The sequence below is a fragment of the Hymenobacter sp. B81 genome (assembly GCF_044628455.1).
Taxonomy (GTDB): Bacteria; Bacteroidota; Bacteroidia; order Cytophagales; family Hymenobacteraceae; genus Solirubrum.
Genome location: NZ_JBIYZW010000001.1, coordinates 470,365 through 490,986 on the forward strand (window position 1 = coordinate 470,365; position 20,622 = coordinate 490,986).

Genomic DNA, 20,622 nt, shown 5'->3' on the forward strand with positions numbered 1-20,622 from the left:
GCTAATAGAACGATAATCGCTCAGGCTTCATACTCCGCGAGCCGGCAATCTGCGCGGCCACCGGACTTAGTAGTCGGAGTTGCGCTCTACTTCGAGCTGCTGCAGGGCTTTTTCGAGCTGCTCGTCGTTGGGGGCCACGCCGTGCCACTTGTGCGAGCCCATCATGTAATCCACGCCGAAGCCCATCTGGGTGTCCATTAGCAGCATCACCGGCTGGCCCTGGCGGGTCAGCGCCTGGGCTTCTTCCAGGGCGGGCAGCAGGGTTTCAAACTGGTTGCCGTCGCCCTCGATTACCTTCCAGCCGAAGGCCTCGAACTTGGCGCGCAAGTCGCCCAGGCCGCCGATCTGGTCGGTCGAGCCGTCGATCTGCTGGCCGTTGCGGTCCACGATGCCGATCAGGTTGTCGACTTTGTGATGGGCGGCGTACATGGCCGCTTCCCAGATCTGACCTTCTTCCAGCTCCCCGTCGCCCATGAGCACGAACACGGTGCGCTCGTCCTGGTTGAGCTTCTTGGCCTGGGCCGCGCCCAGGGCCACGCTCAGGCCCTGGCCCAGCGAACCGGAGGCCACGCGCACGCCGGGCAGACCTTCTTCGGTGGCGGGGTGACCCTGCAGGCGCGAGTTGAGCTTGCGGAAGGTGCCCAGCTCGCTCACCGGGAAGTAGCCCGAGCGGGCCAGCACCGAGTAGAACACCGGCGAGATGTGCCCGTTGGAGAGGAAGAACAGGTCCTGGTCGCGGCCGTCCATGTCGAACGGAGCGGGCTGGTGCTTCATCACCTTGAAGTACAGCGCCACCAGCAGGTCGGTGCAGCCAAGCGAGCCGCCGGGGTGGCCCGAGTTGACGGCGTGCACCATGCGCACGATGTCGCGGCGCACCTGGGCGGCAATCTGCTTGAGCTCGTCGATGGACTGAACCTGGGGAGCAGCCACGGGGGCGGTGGCGGCGGGGGAAGAATGGGACATAAAAAGAAGGAGAAGAGAGTTGCGGCGGGAGAGGCCCCGGGGCCGGGCCGGCGGGGCGGGGTAAAATTCGGGATTCGGCGCGGGGCCACCAAAAACAACACCGGCGGACCCGAAGCGGGTCCGCCGGCGGCGGGGTCATTTCAGCAGCTGGGCGGCGTGGGCCTTGGTGTCGGGGCGGCGGATGATGCGCTCCACGCGGCCCGCGGCGTCGATCAGGAAGGTGGTGCGCACCGTGCCCCAATAGGTGCGGCCGTAGTTTTTCTTTTCCTGCCACACGCCGTAGGCCTCCACGAGTTGCTTGTCGGGGTCGGCCAGCAGGGGGAAGGGCAGCTCGTACTTCTGGGCAAACTTCTGGTGCGAGGCCACGTCGTCGGTGCTCACGCCCAGCACCCGCACGCCGGCGGCCTTCAGCTGGGCTTCGCCGTCGCGCAGCGAGCAGGCCTGGGCCGTGCAGCCGGGAGTATCGTCTTTGGGGTAGAAGTATAGGGCCACGCGCTGGCCGCGGAAATCGGCGAGGCGCACTGGCTGGCCGTGCTGGTCGAGGGCTTCGAAGTCGGGGGCAGCGTCGCCCGGTTGCAGCGTAATCATCGGGCGGCAAGTTACGCAGAGAATGGCAAGGACGCGGTTGGAGGGCCGTTTTGCGCGGACAGATTCGGCCGCCGTTCTCTCAGCCGTCGGCCAGCCGCATTCGCGGGATAGTGCTACCGGGCCCGCGCCCAGGCGCATAAGCCCACCCGCCACTTTCGATATACACAGGATATAGTCGCCATATACTCAGGTTATAGACAGCTTAGCGGCGGCATAGCGGCAGAATGCAATCAGGAGCGGGCGAGGCCGGGGTCGGCCTCTGCCAGGGGCGTCAACGAAAAAGCCAGCCCGGGGCGCGGGCTGGCTTGGCAAAGGAGGTAGCCGAATCAATGGGCGGGCCGGCAGCTAGGGCTGCGCGCTCTGGGGCTGCGGGGTATACACCAGCTTCTCGACGGGGAAGCCTTTCTCCCGGGCCAGGTTGATGAGGTTGTGGCGGGTGGGCAAGGCCAGCTGCGGCGTGCGGCTCAGCAGCCACAGGCTTTTGCGGTCGGGGGTGCCCACCAGGGCAAACTGGTAGGCGGGGTCGAGGGCCAGCACCCAGTAGTCGCCTTCGAAGGGCCACTGAAACTGCACCTTGAGCTTGGCGTTGGTGGCGGTATCGACCACGCGAGCGGTGCCGCGGACCACCTTGGCGGGGCCGTAGATGCTGGGCTTGTGGCAGGTGTTGCGCACGTCGAGGCGACCGTCGGCCAGGGGGCGGTACTCGGCCGTGACGTGGGTACAGCCGCGCTCGTAGGGTTGGGGCAGGCGGGCCACTTCGTACCAGAGGCCGGCGTAACGGTGCAAATCGACGTGGGGCACGGTGGCCAGGGGCGGGCGGCGGCGGGAGTAGGCGTAAACGGCCGCGCCGGCGGCTGCGGCGGCCAGGGCCACGCCCAGCAGGGCCGGGTGGCGGGTGTTGGGAGGAGTAGCCATCGGCGTATCGGGAGGTGTGGTGAGCCAAGGCCGGTGTACGCAAGCCGGCCAGCGGTGTTGACCGGCCCGCGGCCCGGAGCCGCCCCAAATGCGGACGGCCGCTTAAATTCGCGGTTCGGCCCGGGCCGCGTGCGGTTTTTTCGGCTTAGTCCGGTAACTTAAGCCAACCCCACGAGCCCTAGCCCTTTGCCGCCGCCATGACTTCCGACGCTACCAAACAGCAGCTTTTCCAGCACACCGAGCAGCAGCTCCGCGCCCAGGGCTTCGGCATTGAGCGCCAGGATCAGACGCGCCCCTGGGGCGGCTTCTTCGTCATCGACGAAGGCCAGGCCCAGCAGTTCGCCGATGCCTACTTCGACGGGCTGCCCGTGGACGAGCTGCGCATCGCCGGCAAGCTCAGCCCCAAAATCCTGATTGTGGCGCCCGGCCAGCGCCTCTCGTGGCAGTACCACCACCGCCGCGCCGAAATCTGGCGCGTGGTGCAGGGCCCGGTGGGCGTGGTCACCAGCCACACCGACGCCGAGGGCGAGCTGCGCACCTACCAGGTCGGCGAGCAGATCATCCTGCTCCAGGGCGAGCGGCACCGCTTAGTAGGACTCGCGGACTGGGGCATCCTGGCCGAAATCTGGCAGCACACCGACGGCCAGCAGCCCTCTGACGAAGACGACATCGTGCGCGTGCAGGACGATTTTGGGCGGTAAGGTTTAGTTTTTAGGGCTTAGGTATCAGAGTCAAGAGTGTAGAAGCTGGGGTTAGGCTGCTCAGCCATGACCGTAAACCGCTAGTAGAAAGAAGCCCCGCCGGAGTCCTCTCCGGCGGGGCTTCTGCTTGGTGGCTCGAACTGGCAAGCCACTCAACGGTTCCCGGTTGGCTATTGGTCTTTAGTGCCTAAGCCTTAAGGCCATAAAACCTACCTAAGCACCGCCGTCAGCTTTCGTACGCCGGACAGGGCGTCGGCGCCGAGGTGCACGCGCAGGGTGCGGCGGTCGGCGTTGCGCAGGGCTTCCAAGTCGCCCTGCGCCTGGGCGTCCTTCAGGGTGCCAAAGGTGTAGCTGCGGCCGGGCAGGGGCAGGTCGGGCTCATTGTCGGCGGTGAGCTGCAGGAACAGGCCGGTGTTGGGGCCGCCCTTGTGGTACTGGCCGGTGCTGTGCAGAAAGCGCGGGCCGTAGCCGAAGGTGGTGGCCGCGCGCAGGCGGCGCTGCAGGGCGGCGCGCAGCTCGGCAATGGCCGCGTTCAGCTCGGGCGTCTCGGTGAGGTAGGCCTGAATGGACACGTAGCTGCTGGGCTCGGCCCGGAAGAACTGGCCGAGCAGCTGTTGGGCGTCGGCCGCGGCCGGGCCGCCGTAGTAGCTCAGGCCGTCGGCTGCCAGGGTTTTTTCCTCCTGGGGCAGGCTTCCCTTCTCGGCTACCTCTTTCATCAGCTTATCCGTGGCGGTTTTGGCGGCCTGCACGTCGGGCTGGTCGAAGGGGTTGATTTCGAGCACGGCACTGGCCACGGCCGTGGCCACTTCCCAGCGGAAAAACTCCTGGCCCAGATCCAGCGCGTCGTGCATCAGGATGCGGATAACCGGGTGGCCGGCGGCTTGCAGGACCTGCAGCTGCTGCTGATTCCCGGCGTCGGCTTCACCCGCGTAGCCCACGTACACAAACACGCGGTCGGGGCCGTAGAGGCTGATATCGGCCAGCGGCTCGCCGGCCACGGGCAGGATGCCCACGCCGTGCTTGCCGGTGCTTTCGGCAATGAGCTGCTCCAGCCAAAGGCCCAGGTCGCTCAGGCCCGCGGGCGTCACCAGCGTGAGCTTGTCGCGGCCCTGCTGGGCCAGCACGCCCAGGGCCACGCCCAGCTCCAGGCCGGGGTTGTGGGCCACGCCACCGTCGGCGCCGGTGGCCTGCATCATGCCGATGCTGCGGCGCAGCAGCTCCTCGATGTCGATGCCGTAGAGGGCGGCGGGCACCAGGCCAAAGTAGGAGAGGGCCGAGAAGCGCCCGCCCACCTCGGTGAAGTTCAGGAAAGTGCGGCGGTAGCCCAGGCTTTCGGCGGTGGCAATGAACTTGGAGCCGGGGTCGGTAATGGCCACGAAGTTCTCGCCGGCTTTGTCGCCTTTGAGGGACTTCATGCGGTCGTAGAAATAGTCGCCGAAGGCCAGCGGCTCGGCCGTGGTGCCCGACTTGCTGGCCACGATGCACAGGGTGGTTGCCAGCGGTACGGCTTGCTCAATCTGCTGCACGGTGCCGGGGTCGGTGGTGTCGAGCACCAGCATTTCCAGCCCGCCCTTGGCCCTGGGGAAGGACTTTTGAAACACGATCGGGGCCATGGAGGAGCCGCCCATGCCCATCACGATGACGTGGGTGAAGCCGGCGGCCTGCACCTCCTGCACGAAGGCCTGAATTTCGGGCACGCGCCCGAGCATGGTTTCGGCCACCCGCAGCCAGCCCATGTAGGCGCGCAGCTCGGCTTGGGCAGCGGGGTCCTGCACCCACAGGTCGGCCTGCTTCTGCCAGAAGCCGGCGGTGAAGTTCCTGGCGTTGAAGTCGGCGATTTTCGCGTCGACGGCGGCCTGGTACGAACCCAGGTGCAGCGTGGCGGCGGGCACGGAATGTTGCGTTTCTCCCATGAACGTATGGTCAGTAAAGGTTAAGGCGCGTAAGGCGCCGTTGGTGCGAAAACAGGGCAGGCCGAAGCAGCCCGGTGCGCCGGGCTGAACGGGTCAGGCGGCCGGGTGGCGCGGCGGCAAAATAGCGCATCGCCGCGGGATGCGGGGGGCAGCCGGAGCCGGCAGCCGGGGCTACAGCGTCAGGCTGAGCACCTTTTCGTTGCCGGCCTGGTCGGTGATGCGCAGGGTGGCGGGGCCGCGCAGGACCGAGCCCAGGGTGTCCTGCCGCTCGGTGAAGAGGGTGGAGTTCTTGTGTTCGAAGCGCAGGCGCTTCCACTGCCCGCCCACTTCGAGGCGGTAGCTGGCCAGCCCCGAGAGGTTGTCGCCCACCTTGAACACCAGGCCACCCGCTCCCTTGCTGATCAGCCGGGCCGAGGGCGGAATGGTGTCGGTGAGGATGCGGAACTGGCCGAACATGCGCATGGGAAAGCTCAGGTATTCCCCTTCCCACTTGTTGCCCTGCCAGATCTTGGCGTTGCCGCGCACCAGGTAGGCGGCCGAGCGGGCCTTGTCGGCCACCGGCACCGGGGGACGCAGGGTTACGCGCACATTCTGCAGCAGCGGGGTGCGCGGGTTATGAATGGTCCAGAGGCCGTCTTGGTAGCTGGTTTGCAGGTACAGGGTGTCGAACAAACTGCGCTCGGCAAAGGTCAGGCTCAGCTCCTGGGTGGCCACCAGCTGCTCACTGCCGGCCGGCACCATCACCTGGGGGGCGAAGCGCACGGCGCGGGCCAGGCCGGGCAGGCGCAGCGAGTCGGGCAGGCCGGCGCGCAGGTCGTAGAGGTACACGGTGCGCGAGAGGTCGGTGTAGCTGGGGTTGAGCTGCAGCTGGCGGCCGGCGCGCAGCAAAGTCAGCCGGGGCGCTTGGCGGGCGGTGTCGTCGCAGGTCACGCGCAGAATGTTGCGCAGCACCTCGTAGCGCAGGGCCGGCTTGCGCACCGCGGCCGCGCGGGTCTGCCAGTAGGCGGGCTGCTCGCCGCGCAGCACCAGGCGCAGGGGCGTGGTGTTGCCGTAGGAGTCGGCCAGGCGAATTTCCACCTGGTAGAGCTGGCCCGGCTCCACGCGCAGCCGGCCCTTATCGGCCGTGGTACGGTAAATGGGCAGGGTGTTGCCGTCGTCCACCCACAGCTTCTGGAAGGTTTTGCCCGAGAGCTGCTGGAAGTCCCAGTCGACGTGGTGGTTGATCTGGCGCGACTCATCCGGGAAGCCCACCCCGTCGATGAGGTGGGAGTGCAGCAGGCGGCCGTTCACCAGCACGTCCACCCGCTGCAGGCCGTTCTTGTTCCAGGCGTTGTCGTAGCGGTCGAAGGCCTGCAGCAGCAGGCCCACCGTGCCGTAGGCGGCAATGGTATCGGCCACCACGAAGCCGCTGCCGGGGGCGCCGGTGGGGGTAAACAGGCGCTTCTCGAAGCGGCCCTGCACCCGGGCGTCGATGCTGAGCGGCTCCACGGCGGCCCCGAGCACGGTGGGCGCCACGTGGTCCTGAATTTCGGGGAAGCCGCCCCACTGCAGGGGGTTAAGCTGGTTGTCCTGGGCGTCGCGCACTTCCCAGTGCAGGTGCGGACCGGCCGAGCCGCCGGTGTTGCCCGACAAGGCCACCACCTCGCCGCGCTTCACCGGGAACTGCCCCGGCTGAAAGAACAGCTCCAGCTCGTAGGTCTGCTTTTCGTACTGGCGGCGCAGCAGCTCCTGGGCCACGGGCCCGCGGAAGTGGTTGAGGTGGCCGTACACCGTCACCAGCCCGTTGGGGTGGGTGATGTAGAGCACGTTGCCGTAGCCAAACGACGACTGCTTCAGGCGCGAGACGTAGCCGTCGGCCGAGGCGTACACGGGCCGGTCCACGCCGCCGTCGGTTTTGATGTCGAGCCCGCCGTGGAAGTGGTTGGGGCGCAGCTCGCCCATGCTGCCGGCCAGCAGGTTGGGCTGCCCGGGCTTAATGGGAAACAGGAAGTAGCCCTTCAGGGCAGCCCGGGCGGCGCTATCGGGCGGCGCGGCGGCGGTTTTGGTCGGGGCTGCGGGCTTTTCAGTTTTCGCTTCGTCGGTCGAGCAGGCGGGCGGCAGCGAGGCCGAAACGAGCAGCAGCAGGGCGGGCGGGGCCAGCAGCCAGGATTTCAGGAGACGGTTCAACAACACGGAAGCAACAACGGAGTACTGGGGCGCGGCAAGGCGCCCGCTCATGGGGATGAATACTGAGGGAGGAAGCCGCCCCAGGCAACGGCGGGGCAACGGCGGGCGCGGGCAACGCGCCCCTACCGCACGTTCAGGTCGAGCAGCTTCTCGTTTTCGAGGTAGCCCTCGAGCCGGTCGCCCACGCGGATGGGGCCCACGCCGCTGGGCGTGCCGGTAAAGATCAGGTCGCCCATTTTCAGGGTGATGAAGCGCGAAATGAAGCTGATGATCTTGCCGAAGTCGTGCAGCATCAGGCCCGAGTTGCCCTGCTGGCGGGTTTGGCCGTTCACGTCGAGGCGGAAGCTGATGTTTTTCAGGTCGGCAAACTCGCTCACCGGCTTAAACGTCTCCGAAAGCGGGGCCGAGCCGTCGAAGCCCTTGGCCAGCTCCCAGGGCAGGCCCTTGCTTTTGAGCTGGCTTTGCAAATCGCGCGCGGTCAGGTCCAGGCCCAGGCCGATGGCGTCGAAGTAGCTGTGGGCAAACTGCTCCTCGATGTGGCGGCCGTTCTTGCTCACGCGCAGCACCAGTTCCACCTCGTGGTGAATGTCCTGGGTGAACTCGGGGTGGAAGAAGGGCTGGTTGCGCTGCAGCAGCGCCGTGTCGGGCTTGAGGAAGATGACCGGCTCGGCGGGTGTTTCGTTGTTGAGCTCGGCAATGTGCTCGGCGTAGTTGCGCCCGATGCAGAGAATTTTCATGTCGCGGAAAGTCGGAGAAAGGAAGCGCGGCGGCCCGTGCGGCGGCGGCACTCAAGCAAAAATAGGAGTTTGCCCGTGCGCCCGGTAGGGCGGCGGGCCCGGGCCGCCTTACGCAGAAGGCCCTCAGCGCGTTAATCGGCCCGACAACATTTTGCCCGGCCGCCGACGTATAGCAGGCAGGCCGCGGATGGCCCGGGCCGGACCCGAACCGGCCGCTCCGCCGGCCTTTCCCGGTACTTTCGCCTGACCCTCAACGCCGCCAGTTCCCATGTTCAAGAAATGTATGCTCGCCGTGGCCTTGTTCACGGCCGTCAGCTGCTCCACGGTGCCCATCACGGGCCGGCGGCAGCTCAGCCTGGTGTCCGACGCCGAAATCAACACCCTCGCGGCCCAGCAGTACCAGGAAGTGCTCAGCAAAAGCCGCCTCTCCACCAACGCCACCCAAACGGCCCTGGTCAAGCGGGTGGGCCAGCGCATTCAGGCGGCCGTCGAAACCTACTTTCGCCAGCAGAACCAGCAGGACCAGCTGGCCGGCTACGCCTGGGAGTTCAGCCTGATTGAGGACGACGCCCAGCAGAACGCCTGGGCCATGCCCGGCGGCAAAACGGCCGTGTACACCGGCATTCTGCCCATCACCCAGGACGAAACCGGTCTGGCCGTGGTCATGGGCCACGAAATCGCCCACGCCGTGGCCAAGCACGGCAACGAGCGCATGAGCCAGGGCCTGGTGCAGCAGATGGGCGGGCAGGCCTTGTCGGCGGCGCTGTCCACCAACTCGGCCGCTACCCAGCAGCTGGCCCTGCAGGCTTTCGGGGTGGGCACGGGCGTAACCATGCTCAAGTACGGGCGCAACCAGGAAAGCGAGGCCGACCGCCTGGGGCTGATCTTCATGGCCATTGCCGGCTATGACCCCAATGGCGCGGTGGCGTTCTGGCAGCGCATGGCCGGGCGCGAAAACGGCGCCTCGCCGCCCGAGTTTCTCTCGACTCACCCCTCCAACGAGACGCGCATCGCCGACATTCAGCGCCTGCTGCCCGAAGCGCGCACCTTCTACAAGCCCCGATAGCGGATGCTGAATTTCCTGAACCGATGGCGCCGTCGGCTGCGGCCCCGGCTGGCGCTGCTGGCCCTGCTCGCGGGGCTGGCCGCCTGCGAAACCACCAAGCGCGGCTTTCCCGAGGTCAGTGACCCCGGCAAGGACGCCGAAGGGGCCGACATCGGCACCATGAACTCGCCTAGCTTCCTGGTGGGCGAAATCGCGGAGGGCAAGGTGCAGTACAGCGTGCCCCGCGAAAAGCTGGCCGAGAACTTCATCCGCCAGTTCAACGACGGCACCGTGGTCGACAAGGCCATGATCCGCAAGATTCAAAGCTCGCCCAAAGACAAGCCTGCTTATTTTCTGGTGGGCCTGGGGCTGAACAACGGCATGTTCCGGGCCATGGCCCTGCCCTTGCAGCTCTCCACCGACAACAGCCTGTACCTGAACTCGGCGGCCGAGCGCTACATCATCGAGGGCACGGGCTGCCAGTTCTGCTTTTTCAACTTCGAGAAAAATCAGATTGTGGGCACCACCTGCCAGGACGGTGGCAGCAACACCTGCGACCTGACCGTGGCCAACCACAACACCTTCTTTCCGGCCGCCCCGGCCCGCCGCAGTGAGTAGCCGCCAGTGGCTGTGGCGGCTGGGCCTCACCGCCCTGGCCCTCTTGGTAACCACCGACCGCCGCCGGCCCGCGCCGCCCCTGCCCAAGCCGAACGAAAAGGAGGGCGCATAATAAGCAGAAACGGCCCGCTTCAGCCGAAGCGGGCCGTTTCTGCTTATTATGCGGGCCAGTTATTACCGAATTCATGCTACGCAAGCTTCTGCTGATTGCCGCCCTGGGCGGATTGCTTCACTGCGTGCTGCTCGTGGCCGTTTCAATATTCGGCGTCACCTGGGGTGGCCCCAAGCCCGCTTGGCTGCCGGTGGCGGCTTGGCTGATCGGCCATCCCCTCAGCCTGGACCCCTTCGGCCGGTATTTTTTCTGGGCTGCCGCCTTCAACGGCGCAATCTGGGCCACCGGGCTGTACTTGCTCGGGCGGGCACTAAAGAAAACTACTGGGCGGCGGGCGGACCGTTAATTGAGCGCGTTGGCCGCGGCAAACTCCCGAATCCGCCGCGCCAGCGCGGCCACGTCTACGCGGTCGAGGGGGTGGGGCGTAGCGGGCAGCACCTCGAAAGTGCCCTGGCGCAGGTAGGCGGCAAACTGGCGCGAGTCTTCCACGCCGGCAGTTTTGTCCAGCTCGCCCACCAGTACCTGTACCGGCACGGTTAGCGGCGCGAGGTTCAGCTCGTGCAGGGCCGGCGTCTCGCCTAGGGCCCGCATCATGGCGGCCGTGGCCGTTACCACCTCGGGCCAGGGCGTGGGCGCGTGCAGGCTTGCGAGCTGGGCGGCAAACTGCGGCACCTTGGCCTGCAGCTTCTCAGGGTCGAGCAGCCGGCCCTCGGCGGCCGCGGCCTCCGGCGACCAGTCGAACTTGGTGCCCAGGGTGGTAATGGAGCGGAACGCGGCGGGCTGCTCGGTGGCGGCCAGCAGCGCCGCGTAGCCGCCCATGCTGTAGCCGAATACGTGCACCGTCGCCAGCTGCCGCTCGCCCAGGTACTGGTTGATTTCGCGGGCGAAGTGCGGCATGGCAAACTCGGCCGCCACCACCGGCCGGCCACCGTGGCCGCTGAAGTCGAGGGAATGGACGGTGAAGTCGGCGGCCAGCAGCTGGGCCAGGGACTGCAGTTGGGCGGCGGCCCCCAGGGCGCCGTGCAGCAGGAGCAGGTCGGGTTTCATGGGGCCAAAAGTATAAAGCTGCCCGATACAGCCCCTTCGGCTACCAACTGCCTGTTAGGTGCTGACCAGCTGGCCCGGAGCAGGCAATTGTATTCTGCCCCTAGGCTGCTGCTAATCTCCCTCTATGCTGCACCTATACTCCGTCTATACTCCCTCTATTCTTTTCATGGTTCGCCCCCGATTGAGCATCGCCGCCGCGTTTAGGACGATACCGGGAGCGGGGCCGCCGGCTGCCGCTTCCCATGCCTGCCGCAGGCCGGAAAAAACCAAGCCCCGGCGGGCGGCCGGGGCTTGGTTTCCTTGCGCTTGGTGAGCGGCCTGGCGGGAGCCGCCGCCCCGGGGCTTACTGCCCGTTCTGGCCGGCGGTAACCCGGGCGGCCAGCTCCGCGAGGTTCAGGCCGTCGAAGGTGCCCGAGGACATCATCAGCAGGTTGGCGTGCTGCCAGTTTTGCGCCTGCAGGAAGGCGGCCAGCTCGCGGCTGTCGGTAAACACGCGCAGGTCGGGGCGGCCGAAGGCCTGCTGCACCTGCTCGGCGCTGAGCGGGGCCAGGCGCTTGTGGGCCAGTACCTGGGGGTTGAAGTACACCACCGCCAGGTCGGGCGCGTCGAAGGTGCCCTGGTACTGGGGCAGGAAGGCGGGGTTGAGCGAGCTGAAGGTGTGCAGCTCCAGGCAGGCCACCAGGCGGCGCTGCGGAAACTGCTTTTTCAGGGCCTGGGCCGTGGCTTTGAGCTTGGAGGGCGCGTGGGCAAAGTCCTTGTACACCACCGACGTGGCGCCCTGCTGCACCAGTTCCAGGCGGCGGGCCGCGCCCTTAAACGTGGCCACGGCCTCGTAGAAATCCTTGCCCTTGATGCCGAGCTGCTTGCACACCTCCTTGGCGGCCGAGATGTTGCGCAGGTTGTGCTCCCCAAACACCTGAATGGGCACCAGCTCGTCTTTCTTGGTAACCAGCGAGGTCGCGCCGTTTTTGATGACGTGCTCGTGCGGTCCGTAGGGAAGGTACTTCACGTCGGGGTTCGAGGGCACGCTCACCAGCTGGGCCTGCTCGTCGTCGCGGTCGAAGATGAGGGCGCCGGCCTTGGGCGTCATGCGGGCAAAGATGGCGAACTGCTCGCGGTAGTTTTCCTCGGTCGGAAACACGTTGATGTGGTCCCAGCTGATGCCCGAGATGACGCCGATGTGGTGCTGGTAGAGGTGAAACTTGGGCCGGCGGTCCACCGGCGACGCGAGGTACTCGTCGCCCTCGATGATGATGATGGGGGCCGAGTCGGTGAGCTTCACCATCAAATCGAAGCCCTCGAGCTGGGCGCCCACGGCGTAGTCGAAGTCGCGGCCGTGGTGGCGCAGCACGTGCAGAATCAGCGAGGTGATGCTGGTTTTGCCGTGCGAGCCGCCGATGACGATGCGCTGCTTGTCGCGGGAGGCCTCGTAGATGAATTCGGGAAAGGAGAAGATGCGCAAACCCAGCTCCTGGGCGCGGTGCAGCTCGGGGTTGTCGGGGCGGGCGTGCATGCCCACGATGACCGCGTCGAGGTCGGTCGTGATGCTTGCCGCGTCCCAGCCTTCGCGGGCGGGCAGCAGGCCGGCGGCCTGCAGGCGGCTGCGGGCCGGGTCAAAGATTTCGTCGTCGGAGCCGGTGACGTGGACGCCCTGGCGGTGCAGGGCCAGGGCCAGGTTGTGCATGATGCTGCCGCCCACCGCAATGAGGTGGACGCGCCGGTAGGAGGGGTAAGCCATGCGGGCAGTCGGGGCGCTATGCTAAAGTGAAACGGCTCGGGAAATAGGTGGAAAGCCGCCGGGCAAAGGTAGGCAAACCCGCCGCCCGCACCCGGCTGGCGGCCGGGCTAGTAGGGCAAAGTAGCAAAAACTATGTGGGCGGGCAACGGCACTTATTCGGCCCCCGGCCCGTAGTTTTGTAGCCCCTTCGCCGTACCTTCGGAATCAGAGACCTGCCGCACGCAATGATGGATGAAAGCAACAGCCGCGTAAAACAGTTGGCCGCGCGGGCCCAAACCGCTTGGAAATCCAAGCCGGTTTTCCCGACGAGCCCGACCGGCAAGCTCCCTCCGCAGGCCCGTGAGCTGGAAGCCGCCGTGCTCGGCGCGCTCATGCTCGAAAAGGATGCCCTGACCACCGTCATCGACATTCTCAAGCCCCAGAGCTTCTACGACGACCGGCACCAGCGCATCTTCCAGGCCATCCTGGGCTTGTTCGACAAGTCGGAGCCGATTGATATTCTGACCGTTACCCAGGAGCTGCGCGAGCGGGGCGAGCTGGAAGCCGCCGGCGGCCCGCCCTACGTGGCCCAGCTCACCTTTAAGGTGAACTCGGCCGCCAACGTGGAGTACCACGCCCGCATCATCACCGAAAACGCCATCAAGCGGGAGCTGATTCGCATTGCCTCCGACATCCAGCGCGAGGCGTTCGAAGACACCACCGACGTGTTCAACCTGCTCGACCAGACCGAGCAGTCCTTGTTTGAGGTGTCGGAGTCGAACATTCGCAAGAACTTCGACGACATGCGTAGCCTGATGGGCAAGGCCATCAAGGAGCTGGAGGAAAAGAAAAACCAGAAGGACGGCCTCACCGGCGTGCCCTCGGGCTTCACCGCCCTCGACCGCGTCACCTCGGGCTGGCAGCCCTCCGACCTGGTGATTATTGCCGCCCGCCCGGGCATGGGTAAAACGGCCTTCGTGGTGTCGGCCATGCGCAACGCGGCCGTGGAGTTCAAGAAGCCGGTGGCCATCTTCTCGCTGGAAATGTCCTCGATTCAGCTGGTCAACCGCCTGATTTCGGCGGAGGCAGAGCTGGACTCGGAGAAAATCAAGAAGGGCAACCTGGCCGACTACGAGTGGGCCCAGCTCAACCACAAGATTGCCTCGCTCTCGAGCGCGCCCATCTTCATCGACGACACGCCCGCGCTCAGCATCCGCGAGCTGCGCACCAAGTGCCGCCGCCTCAAGGCCCACCACGACATCCAGATGATCATCATCGACTACCTGCAGTTGATGACCGGCAACTCGGACGGGGGCAAGGGGGCGGGCAACCGCGAACAGGAAATTGCCTCGATTTCGCGGGCCCTCAAGGGCATTGCCAAGGAGCTGAACGTGCCCGTGCTGGCCCTCTCGCAGCTTTCGCGCTCGGTGGAAACCCGCGGCGGCGACAAGCGCCCGCAGCTGAGTGACCTGCGCGAATCGGGCTCCATCGAGCAGGACGCCGATATGGTAATCTTCCTGTACCGCCCCGAGTACTACAAGATTACCGAGGACGAGATGGGCAACCCCACCCAGGGCATGGGCGAAGTCATCATTGCCAAGCACCGCAACGGTTCCCTGGAAAACGTGCAGCTTAAGTTCATCGGCCGCTTCACCAAGTTCGGCGACCTGGACGGGGCCGGCGGCTTCGACGAGGGCGGCTACGGCGGCACCAACTACAACACCGGCCAGCTGCCGGCCAGCAACTTCGACGAGCCCGACCCGGGCTTTGCGCCCAATACCATCCGGCTGGGCTCGCGCATGAACGATGCGCCGCCCCCGCCGCAGCCCTTCCCCAAGAGCACCTTCGGCAACGAAGACCCGCCGTTTTAAGCGGGAATTGTCTAGGTAAATTGCAGCAGCCAGAGTCAATATATATGGTATCTATATATTGGCTCTGGCTGTTTTGTTCGAGTGGGTTTTTAGGGGCATCGTATGAAAACGATTAGCAGGTGTATATGCGCCCTTTTATTGATGCTGGTTTACAACCCAAGCATTGCGCAGAAGCATAATGCGGAATGGGTGCCGAATGATTGTCCGTACGAATACTTGGCGTTATTCCAATACGCACCGGCGGCTGAACGCTACATGTTTTGCCTGCCATTTCAGTATAAGGACCAGATGAAATTTGCAGCCTTTCAGCGAGGTGCGTTGGAAAATTATATTGAGGTACATGAAGGCATTTCCAATGAAATAATAAGAGCCGATAGAACCATTAACTACATATATAAAGCAGCTCCAATTAAGGCGCACGTGCCGTTTGATAGTTTGGCTAAATTTGGGTTTGATTTTGCTGACAGCACCGTTGAAGCAGATGCCGTTGCATCGAAGGGGCAGCAGTATTTTATTGACTATTATTTCAATGAAAATGGGTGCTCTAACCGAGGGCAAGATGCTGCCCTCTTGAAGCACTTACAGAAGTGGTGCATTATGGCTCGCCAAGACGGTGAAACTGGGTGTTTATTGATAAGAGGGCAAATGCGAAACTTGAGATTTGACAACAAGCAGTAAGCATCGTTTTAAGCACAACGTACCCCAACGAACAGGCCCGCCGGAATTCCGGCGGGCCTGTTTTGTAGATACCCCTGGTGTGTCGGTTAGGCAGCATAAGACCAAAAGCCTCCCAAACCACTCCTGACGCGAAATATGCTGTTTGGGAGGCTCCCAAAGCGCATCGGAGACGAAATCTGCCTTTTGGGAGTTTCCCAAACGGTCCCTGACAGAAAATAGGGGGTTTGGGAGGCTCCCAAACCGCTCCTGAGGCCCAATACCTGCTTTGGGAGTCTCCCAGCCGCTGGCTGAGCAGCAATCGGCCGTTTGGAAGTTTCCCCGGGCACGGCCGCCCGGAAATCGACGGGCGGCGGGCGGCGGCGCCCCCGATCAGGCAGGAAAACGGGCGGAGCAACTGTGCGCCCGGACACAACAAAAGCGGCGTCGGTTGCCCCGCGCCGCTTTTTATGCTTGCAAGAAGTCGCCGGCTTACGCCGCGGCCACCACGGGCTTTTTGCCCTGCTTCTTGCGCTCTTTCTTCAGGCGGTTGAGCCACATGATGGTGCCGGTGATGGGGAAGGTGACGCCCAGGATGCCGGTGAGGAGGGGCCACCCGGAGCGCTACCAGAGCCGGCGCCCCTGCACTTGAAAACCCTGCAGCTGCCCGGTCAGCGCCGCCCGGTCGCCGACCAGCACCACGGTCATGGCTTCCGGGCGCAAGTACTGGCGGGCCAAGGCCTGCACCTGCTGGGGCGTGATGGTATACACGGCCGGTACCTGCGCGGCGAGGTAGGCATCGGGCAGGCCGTGCAGGTCGAGAAAGCGCAATTGGGTGATAATGCCGGCCGGCGAGGAGTTGCGCAGCACGAACTGGCCTGCCTCCTGTCCCTGGACGTCGCGCAGCTCCTGGACCGGCGGCGCTTCTTCCTGCAGCCGGGTAATCTCCGCGAATATCTCACGCAGGGCATCCGCGGTATGCTCGCTGGCTACGTCGGTGCCCTCGCCCCAGTCGGCGTAGCCGTAGCGGGGGTAAATGCCGCTGACGCTGCCGTAGGTGTAGCCTTTGGCCCCCCGGATGTTGCGCGGAATACGCGCGCTCATGCTGCCGCCCAGCAGGGCGTTCATCACCCGCAGGCCGGCGTAATCGGGGTGGGAAGGCGGCACCACGGGCAGCCCCATAACCACGGACGTCTGCTGCGCCCCCGGCCGGTCGAGCACCAGCAACTGGCCCCGGGCCTGCGGCTGCGGCACCGCAATGCGGCGCTCAGGGCCTGGCGTCCAATCCCGCAGGGCAGTTACGGTGGCGCGGCGCACGGCGGCCGTATCGCAGCGGCCCACCACGTACAGACTGGCGCGGCGGGCGCCGTACTCGCGGGCATAGAAAGCGCGCACCTGTTCGATGGTGTAGGCCTCGAGCTGGGCGTCGGTGGGCAGGCCGCGGCCGTAGGGGTGGTTGCCGAAGAGGGCCCCGGCATACGCCAGTCGGGCCTGCGTGGCGGGGCGGGCCCCAAACAGCGCCAGGCGCCGCTTCAGATCGGCCCTGACCCGGGGCAGTGCCTCGGCGGGCAGGGCCGGCTGCTGCACCAGCTGGCCCAGCAGGGCCACGAAAGCCGGGCCGTGTTCGGCCAGCACCGTGCCCGAAAGGGTGGTTTCCGTTTCGCCCACGGCTACGTCGAGCGTGCCGCCCATGCGGGCTACCTGCGTGGCCAGCGCGGCCGCCGGCACCGCGGGGCTGCCCTCGCTCAGCAGCGTGCCGACGATGTCGGCCAGGCCGGGCTCGGTAGCCTGCTCGTGCACGTTGCCGGTTTGCAGCACCAGGCTCACGGTAACTTTGGGCAGGCGGCCGTAGGGCACCAGCTGCGTTTTCAGGCCATTGGGCAGCACAAACGAGGTGCGGGCGGGCAGCACGAAGGGGCGCGGCGCGGCCCCGGGCGGCGGGGCTTGCTGTGCGCGGGCCGCGAGCGGGCCGAGCAGCAGCAGGCCGCTCAGCAGCGTCAGCAGGGAATGGTTCATGGGCGCGGGGTAGCTTGGGCGGTGGGGGCGGGAGCCACGAAGAGCAGGGTGCGGTTGCCGGGGCGCAGGTACTCGCGGGCGGTGCGCTGCAGCAGGGCCGGGGTCACGCGGCGAAACTCCGTTTCCAGGCGGTTCAGTTTGGCGGGGTCACGGTCGAAGAGGGCGAAGCAGGCCAGCAGATCGGCCGTGCCGTAGCCGTAGCGCTGCCCGAGCAGGTCGTAGAGACTGGAGCGTAGCTTCTGCTGGGCCAGCGCCAGGGTTTCGGCGTCCACGCCCTGCTCGATGACGCGGTTGATTTCCTGGTCCAGGGCCGCCACCACCGAGTCGGCGGGCACCTGCGGGTCATAGAGCAGGCTGCCGGTCCAGAGCATGGGGCCTTCGTAGTTGAAGAGGTTGCCCAGCTCCACGTTGGCCCCGCCGCGCACCGCGCTGGCGTAGCCCCGCCGCTGGGTTAGGGCCTGGGTCAGGCGGCCGTCGGTGCCCTGCAGTAGAATCTGGTCGAGCAGCCCCATGGCGTAGTAGGCCGGCGTGCCGCGCTTGGGCAGGTGGTAGGCGAAGGCCAGGGCCGGGCGGTTTACCAGCGAATCGACGCGGTGAATGCGCCGCTCGGCCCGCTGGCGCGGCTCCCGGGTATCGGGCTGCGGCGGCCGGGGCGCGGCCGGAATCGGCCCGAAATAGCGCTGAATCCAGGCTTTGGCTTCGGCGGGCTCGAAGTCGCCCGTCACCACTAGGCAGGCGTTGTTGGGCGCGTAATAGGTGCGGAAAAACGCCTGCGCCTCGGCCAGCGTGGCCGCGTCCAGGTCGCGAAAGTCGCCGTAGAAGTTGTGGGCGTTGGCCCGGTTCTGGTGAGCCACCTGCGGCATGTCGAGCCAGCTCAGGCCCGCGTAGGGCTGGCTGAGCACCCGCTCGCGCACTTCGTTTTTGACCACGTTGCGCTCCTTGTCCAGCGCGGCCTGCGTGAGCCGGGGGCCGCGCATACGGTCGGCTTCGGCCCACAGCATGGTTTCCAGCTTGTGGGCCGGCACGGTGCAGTAGTAGGTGGTGAAGTCGTAGCGGGTGGAGCCCTGAAATACGCCGCCGCTTTGCTGCACCAGGCTGCCCAGGCCGCCCGGCCCCAACTGGGCCGAGGGCTCGAACATCAGGTGCTCGAACAGGTGCGCGAAGCCCGTGCGCCCCACCGGCTCCTGCCGAAACCCGATGCGGTAGTGCAGGGCCACGGTCACCAACGGGGCCGAATGGTCGGGCGAAAGCACCACCTGCAGGCCGTTGGGCAGGGTGTAGTAGTCGATGGGCACCTGGAAGGAAGCCGCCGGCGCCAGGCTGGGCGCCGTCCAGGGCGCGCGGCTGCAGGCGGCCAGCGCCAGCAGCAGGGCCGCGCTCAGACCCCGGCGCCAAGGGGCCAAACGGGAAAGGGAAGGCATAGGGGAGGGGTTAGGCGAAGAAGCGCCAAAGCTACCCGGGCCCCCGGCCGGCCGCCGCCCGTCTTATCCTGAAGCACCAATCCGTTATTTAAAGCGCCGAACCGCGCTTTTAAATAATGATTCGGCGGGCCCGGCCGCCGGGGCTACCGGGGCCGGCAGCGGCGGGTTAGCTTTGCCCTGTTCCTGCCCGATATCATGGCTGATTCCCTGGTCAACCGCCTGCTGCGCGACGCCGAGCTTCCGCTGACGCGGCGGCAGTTCTGGCTCTACGCCACCCTGTTCTGGGGCCTGATGGTGCTCATCAGCGGCAGCAACCCCTTTGGCCTGACCCTGCTGACCGGCCGGCGCCCCATGTTTGCCGCCGAGCTGCTGCAGTGGTGGCTCACGTTTGTGCTGTGGTGGGCCTTCACGCCCGGCATTTTCTACGCCACGCTGCGGTTTCCGCTGCCCCTGGCCCAGGGCCCCCGCGCCTGGCTGCGCACGCTGCTGGGCCACCTGCTGGTTGCCTCGGCCTTCGGCCTGCTGGTGTGCGCGGTGTGCTTCGTGGTAGTGCGCCCGCTCTACGCCCACGAAACCGGCAAGTGGATCGGCCCCGGCTACATCGTCGCCTGGTTTCTGTCCTCGTACTCCACCACCGCCCTGACCTACCTGCTGGTGGTGGTGGGCGGCAGCATTGCCCGTTCTGCGCAGCAAAACCAGCGCCTGCAGCGCCGGGCCGCCGAGTATGAGCTGCACAGTGAGCAGCTGCGGACGCAGCTGGCCACCGCCCGGCTGCAGGCCCTGCAGATGCAGCTCAATCCCCACTTTCTGTTCAACACCCACCACACCATCGTGGCCCTGATGATGCAGCACGAAACCGACCGGGCCATCGATATGGTCACGGGGCTGAGCGACTTGCTGCGCGGGGTGCTGGCCCACCAGCAGGCCGAGTTCATTCCGCTGGGCGAGGAGCTGGCGCTGACGCGGCAGTACCTGGCCATTCAGCAGGTGCGCTTTCAGGACCGCCTGCGCATCGAGTATTGCGTGGAGCCGGCGGCCGAGGCCTGCCCGGTGCCGCCGCTGCTGCTGCAGCCACTGGTGGAAAATGCCCTGACGCACGGTCTAGCCGAGCGCGCCGCCGGCGGCTGCCTGCGCATTGCCGTGGCCGCCGCCGGCCCGGGCGCCTGGACTGTTGTTGTGGAAGACAACGGCCCGGGCAAGCCGGTGCGCGGTGGCTCGGGGCTGGGCCTGCGCAACACCCGCGCCCGCCTCACCCACGCCTACGGGGCTGCGGCCTGGCTTGAGCTGGCCCAGCAGCCCGGCTGGGGGACCACCGTTACGCTCACCCTGCCGCGGCAACCCGCCCCGGCTTCCACCGCGGCCCTGCCCCATGTATAAGGCCCTGATCATCGACGACGAGCGGCTGGCCCGCGGCGTCATCCGCGCGCTGCTGCAGGCTAGCCCCGGCGTGACGGTAGTGGGCGAAGCCGCCAACGGCAGCGAGGCGGTCATCCAGATCCTGCAGCACCGGCCCGAACTGGTTTTTCTCGACATCCAGATGCCCGAGCTCGACGGCTTCGAGGTGCTGCAGCAGGTGTGGCCCCACCACCAGCCGGCGGTGGTGTTCACCACCGCCTACGACCAGTACGCCCTGCGCGCCTTCGAGGCCAACGCCATGGACTACCTGCTCAAGCCCTTCAATGCCGTGCGCTTCCATCAGGCCCTGGAGCGGGTGCGCGAGCGGCTGGGCCAGCGCCACCAACCCCAGCTGGAGGCCTTGGTGCGGCAGCAGGAGCAGCGCGCGCCCTACCTGCGCCGCATTCTGGTGAAGGAAACCGGCCGCATGTACCTGGTCAGCACCGCCGACATTATATACCTCGACGCGCAGGGCAACTACATCACCCTGCACACCAGCCGGGGCGAGCGGCACATCATCTACGACAGCCTGGCCCACCTCGAAACCCGCCTTGACCCGGCCGACTTCGTGCGCATTCACCGCTCCTACATCGTCAACCTCGACTTCGTGCAGGCCGTGGAAACCCACTTCAACGGCGAGTATCTGGTGCAGCTGCGCGGCGGGCCCCAGCTGAAGTGGACGCGCAGCTACCGCGACAACCTGCGGGCGTTTCAGGCGCGGCAGGCGTAGGTAAGCCGCTGGG

Annotated in this window: 18 protein-coding genes; 8 read left to right on the plus strand and 10 right to left on the minus strand. The window is 66.2% G+C overall.

Features of this window, described 5'->3' with window-relative positions; genetic code table 11:
- Positions 1 to 66 precede the first annotated feature (66 nt).
- From ACE191_RS01975 to ACE191_RS01985, 3 genes are all read right to left on the minus strand, one after another.
- Positions 67 to 963: a transketolase gene (locus ACE191_RS01975; protein ID WP_400190500.1), complete on the minus strand. Its 897-nt coding sequence runs from the start codon at positions 961 to 963 to the stop codon at positions 67 to 69.
- A 135-nt stretch (positions 964 to 1,098) separates the two neighbouring features.
- Positions 1,099 to 1,548 carry a thioredoxin-dependent thiol peroxidase gene (bcp, locus tag ACE191_RS01980; RefSeq protein WP_400192291.1) on the minus strand — a complete coding sequence of 150 codons (450 nt, stop codon included), beginning with the start codon at positions 1,546 to 1,548 and terminating at the stop codon, positions 1,099 to 1,101.
- Between the two features lie 348 nt (positions 1,549 to 1,896).
- Entirely contained in the window at positions 1,897 to 2,466 is a 570-nt protein-coding gene (locus tag ACE191_RS01985; protein ID WP_400190501.1) for a lipocalin family protein, read from the minus strand.
- A gap of 197 nt (positions 2,467 to 2,663) precedes the next feature.
- Between ACE191_RS01985 and ACE191_RS01990 the strand changes: the two genes are divergently transcribed.
- Complete coding sequence (locus ACE191_RS01990; RefSeq protein WP_400190502.1) at positions 2,664 to 3,167, plus strand: phosphoheptose isomerase; 504 nt, start codon at positions 2,664 to 2,666, stop codon at positions 3,165 to 3,167.
- Between the two features lie 209 nt (positions 3,168 to 3,376).
- Here ACE191_RS01990 and ACE191_RS01995 read toward each other — a convergent pair whose 3' ends face one another.
- The 3 genes from ACE191_RS01995 to ACE191_RS02005 form a co-directional block, all read right to left on the minus strand.
- Entirely contained in the window at positions 3,377 to 5,080 is a 1,704-nt protein-coding gene (locus ACE191_RS01995) for a hypothetical protein (RefSeq protein WP_400190503.1), read from the minus strand.
- A gap of 171 nt (positions 5,081 to 5,251) precedes the next feature.
- Positions 5,252 to 7,249 carry a M23 family metallopeptidase gene (locus tag ACE191_RS02000; protein ID WP_400190504.1) on the minus strand — a complete coding sequence of 666 codons (1,998 nt, stop codon included), beginning with the start codon at positions 7,247 to 7,249 and terminating at the stop codon, positions 5,252 to 5,254.
- 119 nt (positions 7,250 to 7,368) lie between these two features.
- On the minus strand, positions 7,369 to 7,983 hold the full coding sequence (locus ACE191_RS02005; RefSeq protein ID WP_400190505.1) for a fumarylacetoacetate hydrolase family protein: 615 nt from the start codon (positions 7,981 to 7,983) through the stop codon (positions 7,369 to 7,371).
- 268 nt (positions 7,984 to 8,251) lie between these two features.
- Here ACE191_RS02005 and ACE191_RS02010 point away from each other — a divergent pair, with 268 nt between their 5' ends.
- From ACE191_RS02010 to ACE191_RS02020, 3 genes are all read left to right on the plus strand, one after another.
- Complete coding sequence (locus tag ACE191_RS02010) at positions 8,252 to 9,049, plus strand: M48 family metallopeptidase (RefSeq protein ID WP_400190506.1); 798 nt, start codon at positions 8,252 to 8,254, stop codon at positions 9,047 to 9,049.
- A gap of 3 nt (positions 9,050 to 9,052) precedes the next feature.
- A complete protein-coding gene (locus tag ACE191_RS02015) occupies positions 9,053 to 9,646 on the plus strand; it encodes a hypothetical protein (protein WP_400190507.1) in 594 nt (197 codons plus the stop codon).
- 185 nt (positions 9,647 to 9,831) lie between these two features.
- Positions 9,832 to 10,104 carry a hypothetical protein gene (locus ACE191_RS02020; protein ID WP_400190508.1) on the plus strand — a complete coding sequence of 91 codons (273 nt, stop codon included), beginning with the start codon at positions 9,832 to 9,834 and terminating at the stop codon, positions 10,102 to 10,104.
- Here ACE191_RS02020 and ACE191_RS02025 read toward each other — a convergent pair.
- Positions 10,101 to 10,805: an alpha/beta fold hydrolase gene (locus ACE191_RS02025; RefSeq protein ID WP_400190509.1), complete on the minus strand. Its 705-nt coding sequence runs from the start codon at positions 10,803 to 10,805 to the stop codon at positions 10,101 to 10,103. The two genes, ACE191_RS02020 and ACE191_RS02025, sit on opposite strands and share 4 nt — an antisense overlap.
- 343 nt (positions 10,806 to 11,148) lie before the next feature.
- The gene (gene murC / locus ACE191_RS02030) at positions 11,149 to 12,543 is read right to left on the minus strand and encodes a UDP-N-acetylmuramate--L-alanine ligase (protein WP_400190510.1); all 1,395 of its coding nucleotides are present in this window, start codon (positions 12,541 to 12,543) and stop codon (positions 11,149 to 11,151) included.
- Positions 12,544 to 12,767: 224 nt separating this feature from the next.
- Between murC and dnaB the strand changes: the two genes are divergently transcribed.
- The gene (gene dnaB, locus ACE191_RS02035; protein ID WP_400190511.1) at positions 12,768 to 14,393 is read left to right on the plus strand and encodes a replicative DNA helicase; all 1,626 of its coding nucleotides are present in this window, start codon (positions 12,768 to 12,770) and stop codon (positions 14,391 to 14,393) included.
- Positions 14,394 to 14,495: 102 nt separating this feature from the next.
- A complete protein-coding gene (locus ACE191_RS02040; protein WP_400190512.1) occupies positions 14,496 to 15,071 on the plus strand; it encodes a hypothetical protein in 576 nt (191 codons plus the stop codon).
- Positions 15,072 to 15,671: 600 nt separating this feature from the next.
- Here ACE191_RS02040 and ACE191_RS02045 read toward each other — a convergent pair.
- Complete coding sequence (locus tag ACE191_RS02045; protein ID WP_400190513.1) at positions 15,672 to 17,063, minus strand: M16 family metallopeptidase; 1,392 nt, start codon at positions 17,061 to 17,063, stop codon at positions 15,672 to 15,674.
- Complete coding sequence (locus ACE191_RS02050; RefSeq protein ID WP_400190514.1) at positions 17,060 to 18,484, minus strand: M16 family metallopeptidase; 1,425 nt, start codon at positions 18,482 to 18,484, stop codon at positions 17,060 to 17,062. The genes ACE191_RS02045 and ACE191_RS02050 overlap by 4 nt, the downstream gene beginning before the upstream one ends.
- A 195-nt stretch (positions 18,485 to 18,679) precedes the next feature.
- On the opposite strand from ACE191_RS02050, the gene ACE191_RS02055 reads away from it, so the two are divergent.
- Together ACE191_RS02055 and ACE191_RS02060 are read left to right on the plus strand one after the other, a co-directional pair.
- On the plus strand, positions 18,680 to 19,861 hold the full coding sequence (locus tag ACE191_RS02055) for a sensor histidine kinase (protein WP_400190515.1): 1,182 nt from the start codon (positions 18,680 to 18,682) through the stop codon (positions 19,859 to 19,861).
- Positions 19,854 to 20,609 carry a LytR/AlgR family response regulator transcription factor gene (locus tag ACE191_RS02060; RefSeq protein WP_400190516.1) on the plus strand — a complete coding sequence of 252 codons (756 nt, stop codon included), beginning with the start codon at positions 19,854 to 19,856 and terminating at the stop codon, positions 20,607 to 20,609. Before ACE191_RS02055 ends, ACE191_RS02060 begins: the two co-directional genes overlap by 8 nt.
- The last annotated feature ends 13 nt before the right edge of the window (positions 20,610 to 20,622 follow it).